The sequence below is a fragment of the Rhodococcus sp. 21391 genome (assembly GCF_016772255.1).
GTDB lineage: Bacteria > Actinomycetota > Actinomycetes > Mycobacteriales > Mycobacteriaceae > Rhodococcus_F > Rhodococcus_F opacus.
Genome location: NZ_CP063782.1, coordinates 232,461 through 255,781 on the forward strand (window position 1 = coordinate 232,461; position 23,321 = coordinate 255,781).

The window sequence follows — 23,321 nt, forward strand, 5'->3', positions numbered from 1 at the left end:
CGTCGCCGTTCTCCTCACCGGAGGGCAGGTCGACGACCATGGTCAGGCCCCCACCGGGGGTGTCGGTGGCGGTGATCGTTCCGCCCATGGCCTCGACGAACCCGCGAACCACCGACAGGCCCAGGCCGATCCCGGTGGTGTTGTCCCGGTCACCGAGCCGTTGAAACGGTGCGAAGACGGCGTCCTCGGCGTCGCGGGGGATCCCCGGGCCGCGGTCGGCGACGGTAATAGTGGCGCGCGTCCCGGACCGGGCCGCCCCGATCCGGACCGGGCAGTCGTCGGCGTAGCCCAACGCATTGTCGGCCAGGTTCGCCATAACTCGTTCGAGCAGTCCCGGGTCGGCGAGCACCGACACCGCACCCACGTCGACGTGAATCCGGTCGGGGCCGGCACGCCCGTATCCGGGGGTACCGCGCCCGACCCCGACCAACGCCCGATGCACGATCTCGTCGACATACACCGGTTTCAGGACCGGGCGGATAGCCCCGGCCGCCAGGCGGGAGGAGTCGAGTAGGTTGCCGACCAGATCGGTCAGCTGGTCGGCAGACTCGTCGGCGGTGGCCAGGAGTTCGGCGGTGTCCTCGGGAGAATTCCACGTCCTGGCTTCGCAGGCTGGAGACGGCGAACTTGATCGCGGCCAGTGGGGTGCGCAGGTCGTGGCTGACCGCGGACAGGAGGGAGCGGCGCAGCCGGTCCGCCGCGGCCAACGCCCGGGCCTCGCCAGCCTCGTCGGCCAGTTGCTGCTGCCGCAGCAACATCACCGCCTGATTGGCGACCGCGGACAACACCCGGCGGTCGTGCCCAGGCAGCTCCCGGCCGGTCAGCACCAGCGCGTATTCCCCATCAGCGGCCTCGCAGACCGTGTCCGCCGCCGCCTCGGTCACCGGGGCGGCGCCCACCGAGCACACCGGGTCTCCGCGGTGCAGGACGGTCACCCCGCGTCGGCCGTAGGTTTCCCGAACCCGGTCGAGCAGAGCCGCAAGGTCGCTGCCATGGAGCACCGACCCGGCGAACAGGTTGAGCAGCTCCCGCCTCGCGGGAGGCGCGGCGCGCCTGCCGGGTCCGCCGGGCAGCGGCATCCACTAGTGCCGCCACCGCCACCGCCACCGCCACCGCCACCAGCAGCAACACCACCAGGGTGAGCAAGTTGTCCGGTTCGGCGATGGTGAAGGTGTGCACCGGCGGGATGAAGAAGTAGTTCAGCAGCAGCCCGGACACGATCGCCGACAGGGCCGCCGGCGCCACCCCGCCGAGCAGCGCCACCACGAAGAACAGGGCGCTCACCCCGGAGGTGCCGAGCCGATCCCCGGGCAGCGACATCAGCGCCGACGCGGCCGCTGGCAGGGCGACCGCGGCCAGCCAGCTCGCGGCGATCCGCGGCCCCGTGCCGACGACCGGCACCCGCCACCGCCGGTTCGCGTGCGGGTGGGTGACCATGTGTACGTCGATGGGACCCGATTCGCGGACCACGGTGGCGCCGATGCCCTCCTCGAATATCCGGGCCAGCCGCGAGTGGCGGGAGGTTCCGAGCACCAGCTGGGTGGCGTTGACCGAGCGGGCGAATTCGAGCAGCGCGTCGGGCACGTCGTCACCGACTATGGTGTGCACACTCGCCCCGAGATCGGTCGCGAGTCGGCGGATCGTGGCCATGGTGGCCGCGGACACCCCGGCCAACCCGTCCCCGCGGACCACGTGCACCACCAGCAATTCCGCGCTAGCCTTCGACGCGATCCGGCTGGCCCGCCGAACCAGGGTCTCCGATTCCGGGCCACCGGTGACCGCGACGACCACCCGCTCCCGAGCCTCCCAGAGGTCGGTGATCTCCTGATCGGCCCGGTATTTGGCCAGGGCCGCATCGACCGTATCGCCCGCACCGGCCGACGCGCACGCCCCAGCGTGCCCGCGCGGGAGTTTCGAGTTCTGGGCTGAGATGACGAGTCCGGCGTCCTCACCTGAGCCCAGCAGACCCGTCCATGCCCCTGACAGTATCGACATGAGAGACGGCGGCGGATACGCAACGGGAGACGCGCGATGAGTTACGGTCAGGACGTACCCCGCGAAGCGCGCGAACTCATCACCCTCGCTCGGATGTGGATTCCCTACGGCGGAGTTCCTGCAGAGCTGGTCTTCCAGACTTTCGGAATCACCGAGCACCAGTTCGTCGACAGGCTATGGGCGGCAGTCCTGGATGCGCACTGCGACCCACACCTTGTCCGTGCGCTTTCGTCCGTCAATCCGCGCCGTCGGTCACCCTGGGGAGCACCCACAAAGCGAGGTAGCTCACCGGCCTGAGCAGCAGACAGCGCCCTGAACCGCCGATCCGCACTGTTCGAGGTGATCTGATTGGGGAGGCCCGCGAGGTGCAATCGGTTGTCGGGCAATGAGGTGCACCTCGCACTATTCACGGGCGCCGAATTATCGCCGTTGCCCGCTGTGGGGCGGCGGCGACACCACCGGCGATCGCGGTGGTGATTGCAACTGGGGCGATGGCTGCGACAATTCGAACGGTGGTGTGTCTCGACCCATGGTGATCACCGGCGCTCTGGTCCGTGGCCCGGTTTCGCAGCGGAGGGCGAAGCGAAACCTTGGCGTGCCGCCAGTGCGCCCGCGAATGTGGTGCTGCCGATGGTGAGGAGGGCACCGAGGATCAGCGCCGAGGGTTCACCGGGCTGCAGGATATGCGTTTGCTCTCCGATTGTCGCCGCCGCGACCGGGACACCCAGCTGAGCCGAGGCCAATGCGGCAAGGGCCAGTGGCTGCCCGAGAAAGCGTATCGCGCAGTGAACGGTCACCGCTGCGAGTCCGAGCGCGACGCCGAGCAGGATCAGCGACGGGTGCGCGCGGAGGTCGCGCAGGTTCAGCGAGGCGCCCAGCCACACGAAGAACAGGGGACCGAGGAACCCTTCGGTAATCGAGAACAGCTGCTTGGCCAGGCGCCGCGGTTCGCCCACGCCCGCGACGGCCAGCCCGAGCGCGAAACCGGCGAGCATGATCGATACGTGGGTGTGAACGGCCAGCGCCGCGAGGGCGAACAGCACGCCGAGGTTGATCCGCAGCTCCAGCGCGAAGCGGCGGTCCTTCGATTCCTGGTGCAGACTGTGCAGCCAGCCGCGGCCGTCCGCATACTTCAGGAACGTGTAGAACAGTGCCGCCGATGCCGCGACGGCGGCAGCACCTATCGCGGCGCGGGGGGCCTGGGCGGGGTTGATCACGAGTGGAAGAGCGATGATGCACGCGGTGTCTGCGACCGCGACCTGGGCCATGGTCTGCACTACCGGGGTGCCCTCGAGCCGCAACGAGTCGATCAGCGGAAGTACCAGGGCGGCCGACGACGACGCGATGAGGACCGCGTACAGGGCCGCATGGCCGGTGCCGAATGCCCGGGCGATCCCGAACCCGGCTGCCGCCGCGAGGACCCCGACGATTGCGGCCCGCGCGGTGCCCTTTGCGAGAGCCGGCCGGATGGTCGCATCGCGGACGGGTACATGGGTGCCGGCAACGAACATGATCAGCGCGAATCCGATGTCCGCGAGAAAGGTGAAGGTGGGATCTTCCGGGTGGATCCATCGGAGGCCCGTCGTGCCCAGAAGAATCCCTACGAGCAACTCACCGAGCATCACCGGCAGGTGCCACCCCCGACGAACCGCGAGCAAGGGACCGGCTAGGGCGGCTGCCGAGATCAGGGCGAGGATCTCGAACGACATCGGTGGACCTCAGCTCGTCGGCGGCAAGCTCGTCAGCCGGCACGGAATCTGCGTGTTCTCATCGGTGTGATAGCTCGCGCACACGCGGTGATACCCATCTGCCACTTCGAGCGCGGTGCCTGCCGCGAGATCGCCACGCACGAGCAGGATGGGTGAAAGGGGTGTGCCGTCTGCGATCTTCCGCAGGTCGGCGGCCACATGCGCGTTGTCCGGAGGCAGCAACCGCAGCCGCGAGGCGCGCAGGATGTCCTTGGCCTTGTGGAGTGTGACCGGAGCCGTCCTCAAACCCGCCACGATACGTTCGACGGTACCTCGGGAGGTGAGCAGATCCAGGTACGCGGCAGCCGCCGGGTAATCATGTTCCTCGGGCGCCTCGCGCCACCGCACTTTCGGCATGCGGAGATTGTCCCTCACCGGGGACGCAGATCCCCGCGATTCGCGAGCGCGTGGACGACGAAACGGCGGATGAATCAGATGCGAGTTTTCCGTCGCTGAGCGTGCCGCCTCACCACCCGCCTGATCCGCGGCGGCGCGCACCCCACAACCCGGCCATGGTCGCCGCCCTCGAACAATCCGGTCACCTCGCCGGCCACCGCGGATCCGAACGCACCCGCCGCCTCGCCAACATCACCACCTCGGCGCCGAACACACCGCCGCCGACACACCACCCCGCTACATCGTCCCAATCAGCCGCGGACTCAATAACATCGGCCCTGCGACGGACACTCGCCACAACAGAGGTCGGACGCGAATCAAGATCAACGGCCATCTGACATGCGCGATACCGAAGCAGCTCGACCAACCGAGCGCCGGTGGCGATCGTCAGGTCGGCGGATGAAGGACCCGGACCGACCGCGGAAGCGGCTGTACCGCAATACCGCAACGCCTCGCCGCCGACACTAAAGACTCCGGGCGCGGGTCCACCGGCCAGGACACCTCACCGGCCGGACCGAATACCACGGCCGCATTCGCGGCCTGGCCCGTGGTGAACCGCGTCTGGTACCGGATGCCGTCGAACTCAACATCGAACGCCGCCGCCCACGCCCGGGGAACGTCGTACGGTGTCATCGAACACAACTCCCGGGTCAGCCCGAACCCGGCGGCCGCGTCGGCGCAGGTGTCCGCGAGGTCATGGGTGCCCGGTACCCGCAGCGTCGACAGCATCCGCTCGGCCGCGAAGTCGTGGGCGATCACCCCGAGCGAGGCCAACGCCTCCCCACCGTCTCCCGGATCGCCGTCGCCTCATCGAATGCGACATAGCACGTGCCCCGCGGCGCGGACAGATCGAATCGTCCACCACCGGACGAGGAGAACCACCACGGCCCATTCGAGACCCGGTGACCACGCGTGACCTGCCTCCTGCCGGTCACTACCAGCGCACGGAACCCGGCGAAGCCGTTGCCACAGGCGACGACCGTGGCCTGCTGGGCGACGGTCGGCGGGGTGAGGTAGCGCGCGGGTTGGTGCCGATCCGCCCCACACGCGGTGACGACGATCCAGCTGAATCCGATCGGTTCGCGCTGGGACAGAGTTACACCGTCGATGCGTATCCGATAGTGCGTGCGGCGGTACGGAGGATCGGCCGCACCCTCGGGTGATCGAGTGGTCGAGCGAACTCGAGGTCGGCGGGGAACGAGTCGGCGGCGGGGTTCCACAGGACGACGTTCGGACGGCCGGTCATGCAGCACTGCAGCCAGTGCTCGTATACGAGATACCCGGCAAGCGAACTATGCTCGGAATGCTGGTCCCGAAACGCTGTCTGGCGTGATGTAGAACCCACGGGGACCATCTGGAGCTACACCGTGTACGAGCGCGCATTGCATCCTGAGTTGAAGGACGCCGTCCCGTAGACGGTTGCGTTGATCGAACTCGCTGCCGGGCAGGTCATTCCAGGGCGCATCCTGTGCGACGAGGACAGCACACCGACAATCGGTGACCGTGTGACGGCCCTATTCACCGACATCGACCGACACGCCCGCGAAGGCCGGCCAGGCCATCACCATCAGCGTCGACGCGGACGGCAACCTCACCGGCCCCATTCCCGACAGCCGAGAGAACACGGTGGTCGTGGTGGCTGCCGCCTGCGGGGTCTGGCACTCACCGCCGGCACCGTCCTCTTATTGACGGCACTCGCCCACAGACGAGATAGCCTCGAGCGACGTCACGTACTCCATCCCCCGTCGGGCGGACCGCCCACATCATCCGGCGGTAATTGTGCCGGCGATGGTCGAACGCCATTGCGTTCGAGGCACCAGCGGGATGACGTGCCGTCTCGGCCCGCATACCGCGCACGATCAGTTCGGGACCCGCGGCAATCGTGCGAGGCTGTTCAGCTCGTCGAGAACCTGATCGACAGCGGTGGTCGGGAGACGGACATCCTCGCCTTCCGACGCCCGGAGACGAACACGAACGATGGCGAGCATGCGAGTTCACGCTCGAGGTCGGCTGCAGTCCGCGCGCTCACGGTCTCATCCTGCCACGAGCGGGCGGCGATCAGAATTGTGCCGATGCCACGAACCGATCCACTCGGCGTACGGGCCCAGGACCCGGAATTGACGAATGGAGGGCAGGCCTGTCCCCACCGGTTGCAGGCGGACTGTAAACCCGAATTCACTTCGCTGCCCGAAGAGTTCACTGCACGTCACCGGTCGGCCGTAGACCATGACCGGATATCGGGCAGCGGGCGCGGCGGCTCGGGCGAGTCCGGTCGCGACGCGAACGGCCACACCACAAGCACCGCGGCGCCCACGCCCAGACACCAGCACCGCATTCAGGACTCGACCGGGAGCTCTATCTCCCGAATCGTGGACCGCCGATCGGGACCGGTGCCGCGCCGTCGGCATCGGTGACGATGCCGAGCTCGCGACCCAGACCCGTGTTGGCGCAGAACATGATCGAACGCGCGCGACGCGAAGGTGCGGTTCGCGTGGCTCACCGTGGACGAGGCCTACGGGCCGATGAATTCCCTGCGGGTCTGGCTCAAGGAAACGAGATGCGTCGTACATGCTGGCCACGGCCGGGGCGACGACGTGTTCACCTGGACGGGCGCAGCGGCCGGGCGGACGAGATGATCGCCGCGGGTCCGCCGAAGCAGTGCCGCCGAATCTCCGGCGACGGCACGGGCGGACCACACGAGCATTCCTGGGTGCGGGTGCCGATGTGCATCGCGTGGGCGCCGGACGTAGGCACTGGCTGCCTGCGAGGCGCGGCCGAGTTCGGCGAGCTCGTCGACCGTGACCGCGAGTGCCTCAGCGGCCATGAGGGCGCGGGCCGCTGTGTGGGGCGTGAGGAAGCAGCCTTGCGGCGACATGCACCTCTCACTGAGGGCTGCCCTTGTCTTTCCAAACTCGACGACACACGTAATTCGGATCGCGAGTCGAGTTACCGAATCGCGATAGGTCAGCATCCAGACCGTAAATGATCTTGAATGGTCGGCTCATCCACGCGAAAGAATGACATTCATGGAATTTCCCGCGAGGAAGCGACGCGGCGGAGACACGATCGGAAGATCGGGTACAGCGAAAAGAGGTCCGCAGGTGACCTACGAACCCCATTTCCGCCACCAAAGAGCCAATTCAAGCCTCTGGCAGCGCTACTAGCCGCTGAGCGACCCAGCAGAACCCGAGAAGAAGTCGAGGGCGCCGAGAAGGGTGGAGACGTTCGAGAAGAAGTCCGCCAAGAAAGCGAGGTCCATTTGTAACTCCAGTTCGATTGTTCAGAGAATCGTGACACACGGCACACGATGTGAATATTTATACCGGCCCGATAACAATTCCGCAACGACACATTGCGGCCAACCAGCAACGAGTGGCATCCGCCCCCGGAAGCGCAGACAGGGGCGAACCCGGCACCCCGGGACGTAGTCACTTCGGACCAGAGCTCGAATACCCGATCCGCTGACCCGGTGAACGAGGTGCACCCGGACACACGATCGAAATGGTGGAGTTCCATACCGCGGCGTACTCCGGCAGATCAGCCTCCTCTCACGCTCAGGTCGGTGACGCAGCAGTCTTCCCGGCACACACCTGGAGCAATGGCACATCCCGCGGTACGTATGCAAGCACGCAGTTCTGCGGGCCCCACACCCCACGGCCGATCTAGGCCAGCCGCGGCGGCGCGCTCATCGAGACCGACTCCACCCCGTCGCCGCGGCGCAGCAGCCTCCTGGCGGGAACGACACCCGGACGCTGCCCGGCATCGGCCATTTTGACCCCGACGACACCGGGGCTCACGCACCCGCACCGGTGCGCTTGAAGCAGATCCGGTCAGCCGGCCGCACTCATCCGCCGTCGTGACCTTGCGGTCGACGGCGACGTCCGGAAGGCGCACTTATCGGTCTGCGGGGAGCATTCACAGGTCGTGTTGGCAGGCTGAGCGGACTAATCCTGACGGTCGGGCGATCCGGTGACGGGAACGTCGGTGCGGGCCGCCCGGATCCGCATCATGGCGGGGTGCCGGGTGGTCGGCATGATCCCCGGCAGCAGGAACCCCCACATCTCGTCGACCCGCTGCTCGAGGTCCGCGCGATGGGTCAGGACCTGGGACACGGTCTGGACTCCGGTGAACGCGCCAATGACGAACCGCGCGAACGTCGGTGGGTCGATGGTGTCGACAAGGTCGCCCTCGGCGACCGCGCGGGCCGCCAACGTTTGACAGGCGGCGATCCAATCCAGGTATGGGCCCGCGGGGCCACGGTCGTCGGCGCTGAGCTCGAGGGTGATGCGGATCCCGGCCCGCACGATCGGGTCCTGCACGATCTGCCGGGCCATCTCGTGGCAGAGCATCACGATCTGCTCGATCGCCGACGCCTCCTGCGCGGCGATCGCCTGCACCGCGGAGATGGAGATCCGGTGCTGCTCGGCGATGATGTGCCGGGCCAAATCCTCCTTCGACCGGAAATGAAAGTACAAGGCCCCCTTCGTCATGCCCGCCGCCTCGAGGATCTCGACGAGACTGGCACCCTCGAACCCGGACTTGTCGAACATTTCCGCTGCCCCGCGGACGATCTGCGCCCGGGTCACCGCCGCCCGTTGCTGTTGCACCATCTACCGCACCTTCCGTGCCCTTCGCCGCTGCAGCCCTTGGTCAAGATTGGGAGCGACGTCGCCCCGGGGACTTTCGATCGCACCCCTGCAGCCTGCGCGACGCTACCACCGGCACCGGTGCGCCTCACCTCCGGAAAAGACCGGCGTCCACCTGCATGTGCACCGATACCCGCTCACACGAAAAACAGACCAGCGTGCCGCTTCTTCGGTGGGCGCCGCCGGTCCGCGCCAGCGCCATCGCGGCTCCGCCGTGTGTCACTATCGGTGGTCGCGGTACTGCTCGGCGACCTCGTCGGTGTCCCGGGCCAGCCAGGTCAGCTCCCCCACCGATTCATTCCCGGGCAGGAGCAGATCCGCCCATCGGCGCTGCGGCCCGCGAACACATACCAATGCCAACCCGGAATCCGACAACGTCTGCCACAGCTGCTCACCCGCCGACGACGCCATGTCACCCATTCAACCGCACCACACCACACCACACTGACACGAGAAGCAGACCGGGAAGTCCGTCCTCGAATACCCGCCACACCGCGCGCTGTACACCACACGCCGACGACCTCGCTGCGCCCGGACGAGCGGGGTACGGGAGAATTGGTAGCAGGCGAGCCGACCGGTCAGGCGCCGAATCCGCCCGGCCAGAAACAACACTCGCACTCGAATGCGTGATGCCAACGCGGACGTGCTTGCACCGACGGCCGCCAGCCGCAAGTATCGCCCACCCAGAAAATCATGTGGCGTGGATCACATTGCAGCGATTGGGGCGGGCGTCGGGTCTACCATTTCCTCGCACCGGAACACGAAGAAGCAGGTCGATAACGCAACACGGCGCAAGCCGAACCTGTACTGGCTAGCAGCGATTGGTGCACATACCGCGCCTAATTCCGTCGGTCCGGTCGATAATTTCACACGCAGCACATCCGAGGAGACATCAGCGACGCCGACCACCCAGGTACACCAACGCGGAACCGCGCTTCTCGACTGGAGCGCGTCCCACCCCTTCGCGACGCGCAGTGCATGAGGAGCGCGGTCAGGGCTCACGCGGCGGGTACCTGTTGTATGTCCCGGCGAGGCCCGGCCGGAGCGGACTACACTCCGACCGGGCCGCTTCGGCCCAACTTGGGCGTGACCGCATCAAGGGAATTCTGTAGCGCGTATATCACAGCGGCCGACGTGATTTCATCTTCGTTGAACTGTCAGCTGCGGGTTCGCAGGTTGAGGGCTCAGCCCGCCCCGCACCGACGGCCACGAGCCACCACACGCACTCCCGCAATGTAGTCGCCTTCACCCGACACAGATCAGGACCCCCACGACCGCTACTGCGACCAGCGAGGCGCCGCCGCAGATCAACCACGCCCGCGTCGCCAACTGCCGCCACCGATCACACCGCTCGTCCACACCCGCGACGCCGACCGAACCCACCGGATTCGGATGGGACGCCCGGGACTCCGCAAGGCGGCGGACCCTCGCGTCCGCTCGTGCCGCCACACCCAACGAGACGGGAACCACCAGAAGCATCACCACCAGCAGAGCAACCATGAGGCTTACGCCGGTCCCGAACATCATCGTCCCTTCCACAGCAAATAGGGCCCGTCACGGGTATCGCGTGTTGATTAACGGCCACGCGGAGCCACGGGCACAACCACGCCCCTGTCAGCTCTATCGCCGAACTGCCACCGAGTGTTTCACTGGCCGCCATCGGCGCAAGGCCATGGGTCGGTGCGGGCCTACACGCCGGGCATCGGGAACTTCCACACCGCCACCACAACTACGCCCATGATCAGTCCGGCGTACAGAACAGTGCCAACCACACCGACCCGCAACGTATTCAGCAGACTGGCGCCCAGGTTCTCGGTAATCCGTGCCATGACAACTCTTCTCTCACGTGCAGATAATTTTCGGCTGCCACGTCGAATGGCGGCGTACCAGCTACCTTGGACCGACTTCGACACCTGCACATTGGCCGAACTACCTACACCCATACCCGTGTTCGGGTCTGGAGGTTTGGGTCTCAGCTCAGGGTTGCAACCGAACATCCCCGAGCGCCAGGCTTCGCCCACATATTCAGCTGTGTTCTACGTCACAGTCTTGGTGCCTGAGCTGTGTCGCCCAAGCATTTCGCGTCGCAAGCACAGTTTATGCGGGGTTGCCTGCCCGCCCGCCGGTAGTGATCCGGCTGGGTCGTTGGTCGTCGGCGACATCTGTCGGTGAGCGGCTCGCCGCAGATACTCGATTGCGCAGAACAGCTGCTCATCACGACTGGACACGCTGCAGCACAGAACAATCGGTAAATGAAACGGAACTGCCCACCTAACCTCTCGCTGTCGAAGCCCGCCGGCACTGCTGCGGCGAAGCAGAACAAAATGGGTCCGGTAGCGCACCGTGTCGCTGGATCACGCAGATCGCCCTCGGAAACTCCATCCGGATCGTGCACGCACCGCAGCACGCCTCGCCGAAATCACACTTACTGGTCGGTAATCCGGAGATGCGAAAAATACTGCAATGGCATGGATCACACTCCCTGGACTTCCCTGCGCCGGCTCACGAACATCAATTGTGCGCTGCTCGTTACTACGTGCAGATTGTCCGTGTAGCGCCCCTGCCAGCTGATCTACATCGTTGGCAGGGGCTGCGCTTGGCTGCGCCACAACACATCAACCGTGTCACCGCCGCTGTTCGCACCTTGTGACGCGGCGCCCCTCGGCTCAAACATGTCACCTCCGAGCGAGTCACCCCTTGCCCAAGTCTCGTTCGCGTAGTTCCGTGCGCCCATTCTCGGCGCCCCTTCACACGAATTGGGCAGACGTTTCCGATTCGTACTCCGGCGACGGTGACGGCGGGGTGGGTGTGTGCGGCCGGGTCATCGGCCAACATCCAGGCGAGGGTGTTCTCGGCCGGTGGTGCACGCCATCGACATCCGGGTTCGCGGCGAGGATCTCGGCGATCCACCGACGAGTGTGCAAATACCCCGAGGGGTCGCACGTGGACGTGCCATGCCCCGCGTTGCTCCGGGAGCCCGAACCCGGTCACACCCCCGACCCAGGCCATGCGGATCTCGACCCTATGGACGGCCCCGGGCACGAAAACAGGTATGTCTACCGGTCGTTCTGCCGTCGTCGGACGGACATTACGCGAGGAGTGTGGGAGTCGCACAACCCCCGAATCCTGCAAGTCGAGGCCCCCGATGCACGATCAGTTCCACCGCGATCAGCTCCCCCGCTCCCCTCTCGTCGCACGCGAGCCTTCACCATCCGCTGCTGCGATCAGTGCCACACCATGCCCGCCGCCGACGCGCCCATATGCTCGTCGTGCCGCAGCACCGAACCGGGCAAGATTCCCTCGTCGGGAACGACACGATCATGTCGTGGACGGTCATCGAGCTGTCGCCCCGTTGGACGGGCACCGACATCACCCCCGTCACGGGCACGATCGTCGCGGACGACGATCGGACCGTCGGGCATACGCCTGGGTCGACGACTCCCTCGCGCAGGGTGCCCGGGGCAAGATCCGCGTCCGCTATGACCGGATGATTCCGGGCGAGTCGGATCCGCTGTTGGTGCGGGCCTCGTCATCGCCAATCCGACCACCGATCCGTGTGTGCTGTCGCCGACCGCGCCGTTCTTCCGCACCATGCCCGTGCCCTGACGGCCTTCCCGAAAGGCGAGCCTGACGCCACCAGCGACCGGCAGACAGAGTCCCGCTACTTCCGGACCCCGACAGTCAGCCGTGAAGAAATCATCACGCCTAGCCAGCTCGGCCACCAAGAACAAGCGGCCTACAGACAGCCCGTCGACGCCGCCAAGAAGAGAGAACCCAATTGAGAAGGCTTTACGGGTATGTTGCGTGTCTCGCCGTCACCCTCGGCGCATTCCTTGTCAACGCGCCGGCGGCATCAGCCACCGGTGTCGTGTCCAACGGCATCGCGTGGACCGACGACCTGAACCCGGTACCGCACCCGCCCGGCATCATCGAGTTCTGCACGATGGGCGTCGTCGGTACCGACTTGTTCGGCAACAAGATCGGCATCTCCGCCGCCCACTGTGTCGACGGCACACCCGACGGTGCACCCGTCTACCGCTACGCGCCGACCGGACCGCGGGAACACATCGGGAACATCGCCTACCGCAGTCCCGGCGGCGGGACCGGCGTCGACTGGGTGGTCCTCTACCTCAACGCTGACGCGGTACTCACATCGAATGGTCCCAGTGCCCGGGTCGACGGAATCGGCGCCTCCAACCCGGTCGGTCCCCATTGCAAGGACGGGGCCGGTACCGGCGTCCATTGCGGGTCGATCACCGCGCAGAACACGACACGCTTCTACAGCAACGCCCAATCAGGTGGTGGTGACTCCGGTGGTCCCGTACTGCAGAACAACACCGAGATCGTGGGCATGGTCCGCGGATTCGACACAGCGCTGTTCGCGTTCGAGTACATCAAGTTCGCTGCCGTCCTCGACGGCATCAACGCCCAACCCAACCCCGTCGGGAAGGGCTTCGTCGTCACCAACAACTGATATGGGGTGCAGACTCGCCAAGAGGACCGCAGGAGGTGGACGTCCGGGACCGTCAGCGCGCTACCAGATCTGCTGCACGATCAGCCACAGCCATTCCCGGACAGGTTGGGGAAACGGGCTGTAGTACAGCCACCAATTGTCCATTGGACATCCCTTCCGCGTGGGCGCCCCCGACGGTCCGTCGATCATACGTCCGACATCCCGACCACGACGATGGCGAATATGCACACGCCCTCGAGTTCGACTGGCAGGAGTTCGTGCCGGTGTTCAGCGGCGGCGGCGTCCCGTCTGCACCGCAGGTCCGGCCTGCGCGCTCAGGCCTCAGGTCGAATGGCAACCGACATCCCCATTTCCGTGTCGGTTTTCGGATGTCGCGCCGGGAGTTCGCCTGACCTCGACGACCAGTCGACAGCCGAAACCCGACACGACCGGCCGATACTTCCCTTCGTGCAGGGTGATCAGCGCTTCACTGCGTGTGACACTGGTGTTCTACGATCGCCGGCTACGAGCGGCCATCCGCTGGCCTGGGCCAACGCTTGGGAGGCGTACGGGGACCACCGAGATGGTGGTTTCAATAGTGCTGACGGGCCAGACCGGGCAGCCCGCCTTTCATCGGCAATTGCTCGGGGTCGGCAGGCGCCCCGGGCGCTCATACCGCCGGCGATGCGCGAGGATCACAGCGCAGGTCAGCCCGCAACTGAATGAACCGTGTGCCATGAATCCGAACATACTCGGCGGTACTGGAGCGAATTGAGCGCACTCAGCAGGCGCAACTCGTCTTGTTGCCGACCGCCGCCGCACTTGCGCATGCTGCGGGCGTCGCCTATTCGTAAGTACTGACGATGTGGGCGTTTCTCGTCGCCGGCCTCGGCACGCGCGAGTGGTGCCGGGCAGCGGCACCGTATCCATTCCAGCTTTGCGAGATAGTTTGGCACGTAGAGGAACCCAGCTAAACGAGCACTCCGGTTTCGACATCACAACCGAGGGTGCCCGTGACGACGTCCACTTCCCACCAATAGCGGCCTCTGCGAATCAGTCCCGTGAGAGGGAGGGGACGTGCCATCTTCACAGCTAGGTGGCCTGCATCCAGCCGTTGAACACGCCGCCACTGATCCCGGATCCACCCAATCGGGTGTTCGCACCCGCTACCGTTTCGGATATGGAGACCACCTTCCACGGACCGAGCCCGTGGCCGCCCATCACCCGCGCCGTCCGCACGCGCGGGCCCCGCCGTGCCGCGATCGCCCACCTCGGCCAAGACGCACCCACCCTGCTGCCGCTACGTGCCGGAGACGTCCTCGTCGTCAACGCCTCCCGCGCCGCGGTACGCGCACACCTGACCTCCCCGGTAGCACTCGCCTACTACCTGGACGCCGGAGTTCGGGTGCTGTCGTCGCCGAACCTGCACGCCAATGTCATCGCCTCCGACCGGCAGGCGGTCATCGGCTCCGCCAACGCCTCCCACAGCTCCACCATCGCCGACGAGGCGGTGGTCATCACCGACGACCCCCAGGTTGTCGCTGCCGTCCGGAAGTTCATCGACGGCATCGAGGAGATCACCGAGGTCGATCAGGCGTTCCTCGACAACGCCACCGCGCAATGGCAGATCGGGCGAGCAGTGCCGATCCCCGGCGTCAGCGGCCGCGGACAAGTCGACCCCGGGTTCCTGCCCGCCAAGATCACCCGAATGTTTTTGCGGCACATCGTCGAATATGAACCCAGCCCCACCGAACACCACACCTGGACCACCCAGGCCCGCCACCACCGCGCCCCTGCCGGGCCGGCCGCGAAATACCAGCTCGAATGGTTCCACCACGACAAGTCCGACACCCGCTTGAAGCAAGGTGACGTCCTGGTCTTCGTCACCGCCGACAACGAATGGATCTACCCGCCCGCGGTGGTGGATTCCGAGGCGATCGCGATCCCCCGCACGCCTGGCGCCATCGGTCACTTGCTGCGCAGCCGCACCGACCTCTCGCCCCTCCCGGTGCCGGACGCGGAACAAACCCTCGCCGACCTCGGACACCCCAATCCCCGGCTACGGGCCGATCACCGGATCGCCTCCGCCAGCCTGCGGACCGCTCTGCTCCAACTCTGGAACCTCTGAATCGTCCAGAGATTTATCCGCCTTCACCAGTGGGAACGACACGTCCCATCTGATCGGCGAGCCGCCTCATCGCGGACACCACCGGCCCCACCGGCAATGCTGGCAGGTCGCTTCCTCCGGTGGCGGTTCGCCGGTCCAACCCTGTGGGCCCGCGCCTGGCACCGGCTCACCCGAGTGGGGTCACGCCAGGGCCAGCACTCGGGAACGCGCCTCCAGGTAGCGGCCGAGAAGATCCAGCATCTCCGCATCCGGGTGCGCGAGTTCGGGAAGGTCCTTCGCGCCGATGATCGCCTGATCGACCGCGGCGACCTGCCGGCGGCACTCGCCGAGCACCTCCGGAGTGACGGCGGCGGCATCGAGCCGATCGGTGAGGTACCGAATCGACTGATCCAGACCCAGACCCGGGTTGCGGGTGCCGTTGCCGGCCCTGCGGGTTTCGACCATCTGCCACCACTGGTCCAGCTCGGCCAGCACCGTAGAATCGGCGACCGCGATCCTCAGCGCCCGGTCGATCGACTGCGGATCGGCGAGATCCACCTGGTCCATACCTGCTGCACGGGTGAGGATCTGGCCGAGCTGGTGGTTGGCGAGACCGTCGCCGCGGCTCCACCAGTACGACACCATCACATGCACCTTGCTCGCCGCGGCCAGCTCCCCCATCACACCCGTTCCCTTCAACGCAAGACGAAACCTTCGAGCCCATCCTCACAGCCCGGCAACCGCCCCCGAGTTCCGGGTCAGGGCTGTGGACCGGCGATTTCAGGCTGTGCGGCGAGAGGTGTGGGCCGCCGCACACATCGGGCACCACGTGCGCTCGCCGACGATCCACCCATTCGTCTCGGCGAACGCCACCGCCTCGGGCCGGCCTGCCAACGGAGCGGCGAAGGTGCGCTCGCACAGATCACATCGCACCGTCCAGCCGCGCCTGCCTGTGGATCGCACCAACGTATGAACAGTCATGTCACCCCCGCGACTTCGACACTGTGCCCACAGCATGGCACAACCCGTCCGAGAGTGGTGGACCACGCAGACCAGGGCCCCAGCCGTCACATCCGAATCATCACCCAAAAGACGAACAGGTCGTAGATGCCGTGCGTCATGATCGCCGGCCACAACGAGCGGGTGTCCAGGGACCGATCCAGGTAACCACTCAGCGCCGTGAGGACACTCGCGGTGCCGTATTCGACGTGGCTCCAGGAGAACCTCGTGTCGAGGCGGAGATCGGCCCCTCCGGCGTCATGGTCATGCCCGGGATCACCGAGGACACCGGCGGAGCGCCGAGTTCGAGACAGTTACCGTTCCCGGACTGCGTAAGTCAGATGGGTCACCCGCCGCGTCGGCTCCGCGCGGACCTGCTCCAGGGCCACGCGGCCCGCGTCCACGCCGTCGAACAGGCGAATTCCGGAGCCGAACAGTACGGGTGACAACGCGATCGAGAACTCGTCGATCGGGCCGGCGTTCACGTACTCCAGGATCGTCGCGCCGCCGCCCGCTATGCGGACGTCCCGGTTCCCGGCGGCCTCGCGGGCCTGGTCGAGTGCGGGCTCGATGCCGTCGTTGACGAAGTGGAAGGTGGTCCCACCCGGGCGCTCCCACGGGTCACGCTTCTCGTGCGTCACGACGAAGACCTGCGTGTGAAACGGCGCCTCCTCCGGCCACGCCTGCTCGCCCGCGTCGAACATGCGCTTGCCCATCACGCTCGCGCCGGTGCGCTCGAACGTCTCCTGCACGATGTCGTTGTCGCCCCCTTCCTCGCCGCCCTCGCCGAGCTTCGGGTTCTCCCTGAAGAACCGCTGCGGGAATATCCACTGCTGCAGCTCCATCCACTGCTATCCCATCAAGTCCCCGAGGGACTCGGGCGCGATGAATCCATCGAGCGACATCGACACGCTGAAGAACAGTTTCCCGGCCATCAGCCCTCCACTTCCTTCCGAACGATCTCGGCGACGTAGGCAGCCAGGTTGCTCAGGGTCTGCTGGCCGCCCTCGATCGCGTGGTACTTCTCGATCGCCTCGTCGCGCAGCTCCTTGGTGGGGAACAGGGTGTGCATCTCGATCCGGGTCGCCGCGGCGCCGTCGGACTCGAATGTCAAGACCGACTCGAAAGCGTTCGGGTCGCCGCGGGACTCACCATGTAGCAACGCGATCCGCTCCGGTGGGGCGATCTCTGTCCAGGAGATCCACTCCTGGTAGTCCGTACCGTCCGGTCCGTGCATCACGAAGTTCCACTCTCCGCCGACGCGGAACTCGAACGCTCGCGTGGTGGTGGTGAATCCATCCGGGCCCCACCACCGCGACAGGTGCCGGACTTCGGTGAACGCCTTGAACACCAGCTCCTGTGGGGCACTGATGACCCGGGTGATCACTATCTCGCGGTCGGCCGTGCCGTCGCCAACGGTTGCTCCTCGTACCGAACGCATCCGGGTTTCCCTTCGTGTGACTTTTCGTGTGGTGCTTGATCTGGGGTGTGCTGTGTTGCGTTGCTCCGGCGGAGCCGTCGTGCGGTGGTCGCTGACTGCGCCGGAGCCCCATCCTGTTGCCATCGGTCACTCCTCCTGCCTTGCCTGTTTGAGGTCGTGCACGTACGCGTCCAGCCGGTCGAACCTCTCGTTCCAGAACTGCTCGAACCCGCCGGTCCACTCGTGGACCGGTCGCAGCCCGCGGGCGTCAAGGCCGTACAGGCGCTGCTTGCCTGCCTTGCGGTCCCGCACCAGCCCGACCTCCCGGAGCACCCGCAGGTGTTTGGACGCCCCCGGCTGGGTCAACCCCAGCTCCTGGGCCAACTCGGTCACCGGCCGCTCACCCGCCCGCAGCAGTGCCAGGATCTCCCGGCGCTGCGGCTCAGCGATCGCGTTGAAGACGTCCGATGTCGTCGCTGCTCGTGCCATGAGAGCATCATATGCCGATATGGGTATGCGTCAAGCAGGAGCAGTTCAGACGGGGTCAGAACCCCTCCTTCTGTGTGGACTGTCGATGGTTCGTGCAGGTCAGAGCAGGTGGGCCCGGTTCAGCTCGGCAGCGAGGGCAGCGGGATCGCTCTCGGATTCCGCCCGCACTCACAACTCGCAGTATTCCGGCCCGGATCTCGTCGTCGTGGACCTCTTCCGCATGCGAGTAGACACGCATGATGCCCCACCGCCCCGGTGGGCCAGATGCTGCGGGTCGAGTCCCCGGTGGTTGCAATTGTGCAGGACACCGCCCTGATCGAAATCTGCGCCATAGGCATGTGCGACCCGTCCCGCCGTCATCACCGCCAGGATGGGGAGGCGAGGGGACAGCTTGGTGGCAAACGACCATGCACGGCCGTGCATGGTCGTGCGAGCAGAGTTCTAGCCGGTACGCCCGCGTCCGCTTCGGTGGTTACCGCTCTGCCGGACTAGGTGCAGAGGTCCTGCGAGACGAGTAGTTCCGGGCAGACTCGATCCCCGTGTCGTAGTTGTCGACATAGTTGGCGGCCGTATTGGTGTACTTCGAACCGATTGCTGCTGGGTCGTAGGCCATGAAGACGACGTCGGGCCGTCCGTTGTTGAAGTTCCGGTATGTGCTGTAGTTCCAGCCATCGGGTGCGTAGTCGTCGTTCCAGGCGAGGCGGGCGACCGGGACGAATCCCGATTGCGCGTAGATCTTGGGAAGCACTGTGTCGAAGCAATCCAGTCGGTGCCCGCCGATTTCGGTTGCCTGAGAGAGCAGCGCGTATGCCGCCCTTGGATGAGCACAATCGTTGTGCGCGAAGACGGAGACAACCTCATCGCCGTTGACTGCGACGCCGGCCTTCCCGTCGTCGGTGACGAGCATCCGCATTCCGCGGTACTCGTGAGTGTCGTAGACGTAGACAGAGGCCGCGTAGGGATTGTTGTTTCGGAGTGCGAGCATCTGCTCTCGATACAGGTCTGCGTCGCGTTGGTCGAGTTCGTACAGCGTTGGTGTGCTGACACCTTTTGCGGCCAGCCGCTCGCATATGGGCGATGAGAGAGTGTGTTCGGCGACGGGAGTGATCTCGCGGCCGGAGATCAGAATCCGAGGGCTTCGGCCTCCACGATCTCCGGGTCGGTCCAGTACTGCTCGATCTCCCGGCGCTTGCTGTCCGGCAGGTTCGGGCGCCACCCGTGTAGACGCCAGAACGATTCCCGTTGTTCCTGGGTCAGCATTGGTTCGTTGCTCATAGTGATTGTCCTTTGCAGTTGGGTCCTGCTGACCATTGTGCATCGCGTGTATCTGTTGTGCGCGCAACGCTTCAGCGGCGGCCATTCGTTGGTTGAGCAGGTTGCGAGCAGTGTCGTTGTTCTCGTGTGCGATTGCTTCGCGAAGTTCGTTCTGGCCGACTGGGGTGGAGTCGTACAGTGCGGCATGTTCTGCGACGGCGGCTTCGGCTCGACGAACGCGGTGCTTGAGGGTGTTGTTGTCGGGATCTTCAGCAAGTGCGTGGAGTGCATCGTTCAGTTTGGTGCGGGCGCGGATGAGTCGGATGCGCATGTGCGGGGAGCAGCGTGGCCCGGGTTTGGGTTGGCACATCAGTCGGCGGCCACTTTCGGAGTGCAGTGGGCGACGAGGGTTGCGAGCATGCTGGCGAGTGCGTCCACCTTGGCCGGGTTCGCGGCGCTCGGCGTTGCGAGGTACTGGTCGCGGCGAAGTTCGATCATCACGGCGGTCACCCGCGGGTCGTGCTGGTAGCGGTTGAGGGGGACATAGCACCCGGTGTATGGGGTGTTGGTGGCGATGTCGCCGAGCGGCGCGAAGGCGTCAAGGGCCTGTTCGCGGAGCCAGCCGGGGGTGTGGAAGTCGTCGGTGCCGAGGCAGAGCGCGGGGCGGGGCTTGTTGGGGTTCTCGAATCGGGAAGGGTGTCGCGGGTAGGAGTGGACGTCGATGATGACGGCTGCGCCGGTAGTGGCGATCCTGTCGTCGACCAGGCCGGTGAGTGCGGCGGTGTAGGGCTGGTAATAGGAGTCCATCAGTCGTTGCGCGTCCGCGGCGGGTTCGAGCCGGAGCAGCGCGCGGTTGCAGGTCCGGGTGTATACGGCTCCCCTGCCGACGGCGTTCATGGGCTCGTCGTCGCCGGGGAATCTTTCTGGGTCGATGACGAGGCGGGAAATTTGGTTGATGGCCAGCCAGGGTCGCGGGCGCCCGGATGCGAGGAGTTCCGCAGCACGTATGGCGATGTGATCTGTTGCAGTGTCGGTTGATTCGTCCAGCTCTAGCTGCAACTCGTCATTGCTCAGGAGTATTCCGGCACGGACCGTGTCGGGGATGGAGCGGGAGGCATGCGGGACGTGCAAGATGACCGGCGAATCCGCGTGGCCGGCCTGAATGTGGCAGGAGGTCATATTAGTTTCCTTGTTGAGTTCAGTTTCACCAAGCGTTGCGCGAGGTCGCCCGTGTCTTCTGATTTGCTGCAGGGTCGACTGATCGGTGAGTCTTCCTCCTCGGTGCCTTGCATAGGATCTCCTTCTTCGAGGCGCATGTGTCGAAGTCTTCGGTGGGTGCAGGCTGTTGCTGTGCTAACGCGTTGGTGGTGGGTCCCGGTCGGTGACCGACTCGGGGTCTTTGAGTGCTTGGTTACGTAGTCTGCGGCGGTCGATGGCTCCGTGGGTGAGGGCGGTGGGGCGGTGTCCGACGTGGTACTGGCCGGGATTGTGGGGGCAGGGGAACACCGAGAGTCCTTTCGATCCGTGATGGCGTCTGCGGACGCTCTTGGCGTCTGATCGGGCGAGGTAGCTTCGGAGTTTGCAGCGCCTGCACCAGATCCACCGGGCAGCGGGATTGTGTGATCGTGATGGGGCCATGGCGTTTCGCCTCTCTTCACGTGCAGGATCATTGGTAGAAGGCGGTTACGCGGCCCGGTCGATCTGGAGGTTGAGCCAGTCGGTGAGCCATTGGATGGCGGTGCGGCCGGCGTTGTCGACGACGAGGTGGTTGTAGTCGGTGTGGGCGCCGGAGGCGAAGAATGATGCGGCTTTCAACCCCTCGGCGACCAGGGCGGTGAGATCGTCGGCACCTTGGGAGTTGGCCATCGTGGTCAGCGATCCGGTCAGTCCGTTCAGGTCGAGATTCTGCCCGTTCAGGTCGAGATTCTGCGCTTGGGCGTTGATCGGGGTTGGAGCAGTGTGGGCTTGTTTGCCGAGGAGGGCCGGGTCGGTTTTGGTGGCCTTGCCGGTGAGCATGTTCACCGCGACCGAGGCGATGTCGAGGCCGACGGGCAGCAGTCCGGTCATGGCGGCTCCGGCGCCGAGTGGGTCGGGCGCCTGCCCGGGTGGTGGGAGGAGTTTCTCCACGGCTGCCCAGGCGATTTCCTGGATCTGGCCGATCAGGTTGGCGAGCCGGATGACATCGACATTGGCGAGGATCGAGGTCACCAGGGCGGCGATCTGGGTGAACCCGGAGGGGTCCGGGATGACCGAGAGAATTTGTGAGACCCACCGAAGGTCGACGCCCGCGGCGAGTTTGACCAACGGCGCAAACTGGTTGTTCAACTCCCCCGAGATCTGGTGCGCCCCGTGTGCGTCAAGAGCGGCGACCTTCTGCGGGAGGACGGTCAGGTTGTGGAGGATCCCGGGAAAATCGAGTGCAGCAACGCCGGTCACCACGTTGAGCACTTGACCAACGACGACGCTCGGCTTGAGGACCGACAGCACGCTCGATGCGGTCGTGAGTGCGTCGGCGGGTGTGGCGGCCAGCGGCGCGACCTGGGCGCTCAGTGTTCCTGCTGCGGTGGACAGTGCGGTCGCCTCCGGAGACGCGGCCGGCACGGTGGCAGTGCCGGACTGGACCAATGCCGAAGCGGTGTCGGCAAGCTTGGATGCTGTGGTCACCGCATTCGACAGGTCGGCCTGGGACGCGGCGGTCAGGAACTGTCCGGCGGCGTGCTCGGCGGTTCCCGGTGTCGCGGTGGTCAGGTGGGTGGTCGCGGCGGAGTTCGCTGCGCCGGTCGCGATCAGATCCGCGATCGGCGTGAGGGTGTGCATCAGCGACGTCGCGGAGTTCGCGAGCTGGGCGATGTCGATCGTGTCTGCGTTGCTTTGCTGCGCCAGCGTGGTGGCGTTTGCGCCGAGTGCTGGTAGATCAGCTTTGGAGAAGTCCGAGGTCAATGCCGTTGCAATACCATCACTTCCGTCGCCAGTGGACGCCCCGGGTTCGGCACTGGGCGTCTTGCTGAGGATGGAGCCGAGCGACCCGAGGAGCGGGCTTGTCCCCTTCTGGATGGAGCAGTACAGGTCCTTGCCGGTGTAGCAGATGGAGGCGACCCGGCCGGAGAGCTGGCCCATTCCCTGCGGGCGGGGGTCGGCGATGCCGGTTCCTGCGGCGCGGGGGCCGACGACGGCTTCACCCTGGGTGCCCGAGCCGGGGTCCGCCAGCAGGCCGACCGCCAGGACCCGGTCGGGTCGAATGGGGCCTTTGCCGTTACCGATGTCGGAGGCGAGGTCGCCGGCCGCGTCAGCGCCCTGGGAGTATCCGGTGATCGTAAACTTCGTTCGCGTGCACTTGCTTGCCACGTCGGTCAGCACATTGGCTGCTTTGGTGCGTGCGTCGGACTTGCTGTCGGCGTAGGTCTTTCCGTTGTCGAACGCGCGGGCCATATACGGCAGGGTGTAGACCTCCGCGCGGTCACCGTGGGTGGCTGTGATGGTGTCTGCGATCGGTTTGAGGATGCCGACCGCAACGGAGGGGTCGGCGTGCTCGTTGGTTTCCCAGGTTCCGGGGATGAAGAGGTTGAATGTCGATGCGCATCTGGCCGGGTCCGCGTGCGCCATCGCCGGGACGGTCACCGCTGCGGTTCCGGTGGCGACCGTCGCGGTGACCAGTGCGGCGAGTGCGCGTTGGGCGGTCGGACGTGTGTCGGGCATTGGCACCTCATCTACCTGGCGGACTGGGTGGATCACCGCTCGGTGAGCACAACAGTGCCCCAGCCGGTTGCGCTCGCGTCGCGTTGAGTGCCCACAGTGGCCGGTTAGTACGGTGAGA

The 23,321-nt window shown here is 66.0% G+C and carries 18 protein-coding genes and 3 pseudogenes; 3 read left to right on the plus strand and 18 right to left on the minus strand.

Going from position 1 to position 23,321, the window contains the following annotated elements; translation table 11 throughout:
• Nucleotides 1–7: 7 nt before the first annotated feature.
• From GO592_RS35775 to GO592_RS35795, 6 genes and pseudogenes are all read right to left on the minus strand, one after another.
• A pseudogene (locus GO592_RS35775) lies at nt 8–1,866 on the minus strand (ATP-binding protein); the annotation flags it as partial.
• 665 nt (nt 1,867–2,531) lie between these two features.
• Complete coding sequence (locus tag GO592_RS35780; RefSeq protein ID WP_011599452.1) at nt 2,532–3,704, minus strand: cation:proton antiporter; 1,173 nt, start codon at nt 3,702–3,704, stop codon at nt 2,532–2,534.
• A 9-nt stretch (nt 3,705–3,713) separates the two neighbouring features.
• Nucleotides 3,714–4,100, minus strand: coding sequence for a hypothetical protein (locus GO592_RS35785; protein WP_011599451.1), 387 nt, complete (start codon nt 4,098–4,100; stop codon nt 3,714–3,716).
• Between the two features lie 426 nt (nt 4,101–4,526).
• The gene (locus GO592_RS35790; protein ID WP_237727067.1) at nt 4,527–4,913 is read right to left on the minus strand and encodes a hypothetical protein; all 387 of its coding nucleotides are present in this window, start codon (nt 4,911–4,913) and stop codon (nt 4,527–4,529) included.
• Entirely contained in the window at nt 4,895–5,074 is a 180-nt protein-coding gene (locus GO592_RS45045; protein WP_105422456.1) for an RES domain-containing protein, read from the minus strand. The genes GO592_RS35790 and GO592_RS45045 overlap by 19 nt, the downstream gene beginning before the upstream one ends.
• A gap of 161 nt (nt 5,075–5,235) precedes the next feature.
• Nucleotides 5,236–5,385, minus strand: a complete 150-nt coding sequence (locus GO592_RS35795; RefSeq protein WP_237727094.1) for a hypothetical protein — start codon at nt 5,383–5,385, stop codon at nt 5,236–5,238.
• A 1,080-nt stretch (nt 5,386–6,465) separates the two neighbouring features.
• Here GO592_RS35795 and GO592_RS35800 point away from each other — a divergent pair.
• Nucleotides 6,466–6,911, plus strand: a pseudogene (locus GO592_RS35800) (transposase); the annotation flags it as partial.
• Nucleotides 6,912–7,801: 890 nt separating this feature from the next.
• Here the strand turns inward: GO592_RS35800 and GO592_RS46030 are convergent.
• The 5 genes from GO592_RS46030 to GO592_RS35820 all read right to left on the minus strand — a co-directional run bounded on the left by GO592_RS46030 (nt 7,802) and on the right by GO592_RS35820 (nt 10,614).
• Complete coding sequence (locus GO592_RS46030) at nt 7,802–7,936, minus strand: hypothetical protein (protein WP_257226498.1); 135 nt, start codon at nt 7,934–7,936, stop codon at nt 7,802–7,804.
• Between the two features lie 147 nt (nt 7,937–8,083).
• Entirely contained in the window at nt 8,084–8,749 is a 666-nt protein-coding gene (locus GO592_RS35805; protein ID WP_011599445.1) for a ScbR family autoregulator-binding transcription factor, read from the minus strand.
• A gap of 258 nt (nt 8,750–9,007) precedes the next feature.
• Complete coding sequence (locus tag GO592_RS35810; RefSeq protein WP_237727066.1) at nt 9,008–9,205, minus strand: hypothetical protein; 198 nt, start codon at nt 9,203–9,205, stop codon at nt 9,008–9,010.
• A gap of 825 nt (nt 9,206–10,030) precedes the next feature.
• Nucleotides 10,031–10,312, minus strand: coding sequence for a hypothetical protein (locus GO592_RS35815; protein ID WP_011599442.1), 282 nt, complete (start codon nt 10,310–10,312; stop codon nt 10,031–10,033).
• Between the two features lie 161 nt (nt 10,313–10,473).
• A complete protein-coding gene (locus tag GO592_RS35820; protein ID WP_016880491.1) occupies nt 10,474–10,614 on the minus strand; it encodes a hypothetical protein in 141 nt (46 codons plus the stop codon).
• A 1,949-nt stretch (nt 10,615–12,563) separates the two neighbouring features.
• Between GO592_RS35820 and GO592_RS35825 the strand changes: the two genes are divergently transcribed.
• Nucleotides 12,564–13,259 (plus strand): hypothetical protein, encoded by a 696-nt coding sequence (locus GO592_RS35825; protein WP_011599439.1) that lies wholly within the window; start codon nt 12,564–12,566, stop codon nt 13,257–13,259.
• Nucleotides 13,260–14,418: 1,159 nt separating this feature from the next.
• Entirely contained in the window at nt 14,419–15,366 is a 948-nt protein-coding gene (locus GO592_RS35830) for a phosphatidylserine/phosphatidylglycerophosphate/cardiolipin synthase family protein (RefSeq protein WP_041813212.1), read from the plus strand.
• A 180-nt stretch (nt 15,367–15,546) separates the two neighbouring features.
• Here the strand turns inward: GO592_RS35830 and GO592_RS35835 are convergent, their stop codons facing one another.
• The 7 genes and pseudogenes from GO592_RS35835 to GO592_RS35870 all read right to left on the minus strand — a co-directional run bounded on the left by GO592_RS35835 (nt 15,547) and on the right by GO592_RS35870 (nt 23,203).
• Nucleotides 15,547–16,026: a hypothetical protein gene (locus GO592_RS35835; RefSeq protein ID WP_011599435.1), complete on the minus strand. Its 480-nt coding sequence runs from the start codon at nt 16,024–16,026 to the stop codon at nt 15,547–15,549.
• Between the two features lie 632 nt (nt 16,027–16,658).
• Nucleotides 16,659–17,279: pseudogene (locus GO592_RS35840) on the minus strand (dihydrofolate reductase family protein).
• Nucleotides 17,279–17,785 carry an SRPBCC family protein gene (locus GO592_RS35845; RefSeq protein WP_011599432.1) on the minus strand — a complete coding sequence of 169 codons (507 nt, stop codon included), beginning with the start codon at nt 17,783–17,785 and terminating at the stop codon, nt 17,279–17,281. Before GO592_RS35845 ends, GO592_RS35840 begins: the two are co-directional and overlap by 1 nt.
• A 126-nt stretch (nt 17,786–17,911) precedes the next feature.
• A complete protein-coding gene (locus GO592_RS35850) occupies nt 17,912–18,253 on the minus strand; it encodes an ArsR/SmtB family transcription factor (RefSeq protein WP_011599431.1) in 342 nt (113 codons plus the stop codon).
• Between the two features lie 472 nt (nt 18,254–18,725).
• Complete coding sequence (locus GO592_RS45050) at nt 18,726–19,838, minus strand: hypothetical protein (protein WP_237723825.1); 1,113 nt, start codon at nt 19,836–19,838, stop codon at nt 18,726–18,728.
• Between the two features lie 38 nt (nt 19,839–19,876).
• Nucleotides 19,877–20,686, minus strand: coding sequence for an N-formylglutamate amidohydrolase (locus GO592_RS35865; protein WP_011599428.1), 810 nt, complete (start codon nt 20,684–20,686; stop codon nt 19,877–19,879).
• Nucleotides 20,687–21,190: 504 nt separating this feature from the next.
• On the minus strand, nt 21,191–23,203 hold the full coding sequence (locus GO592_RS35870) for a cutinase family protein (protein ID WP_192815039.1): 2,013 nt from the start codon (nt 23,201–23,203) through the stop codon (nt 21,191–21,193).
• Between the last annotated feature and the right edge of the window lie 118 nt (nt 23,204–23,321).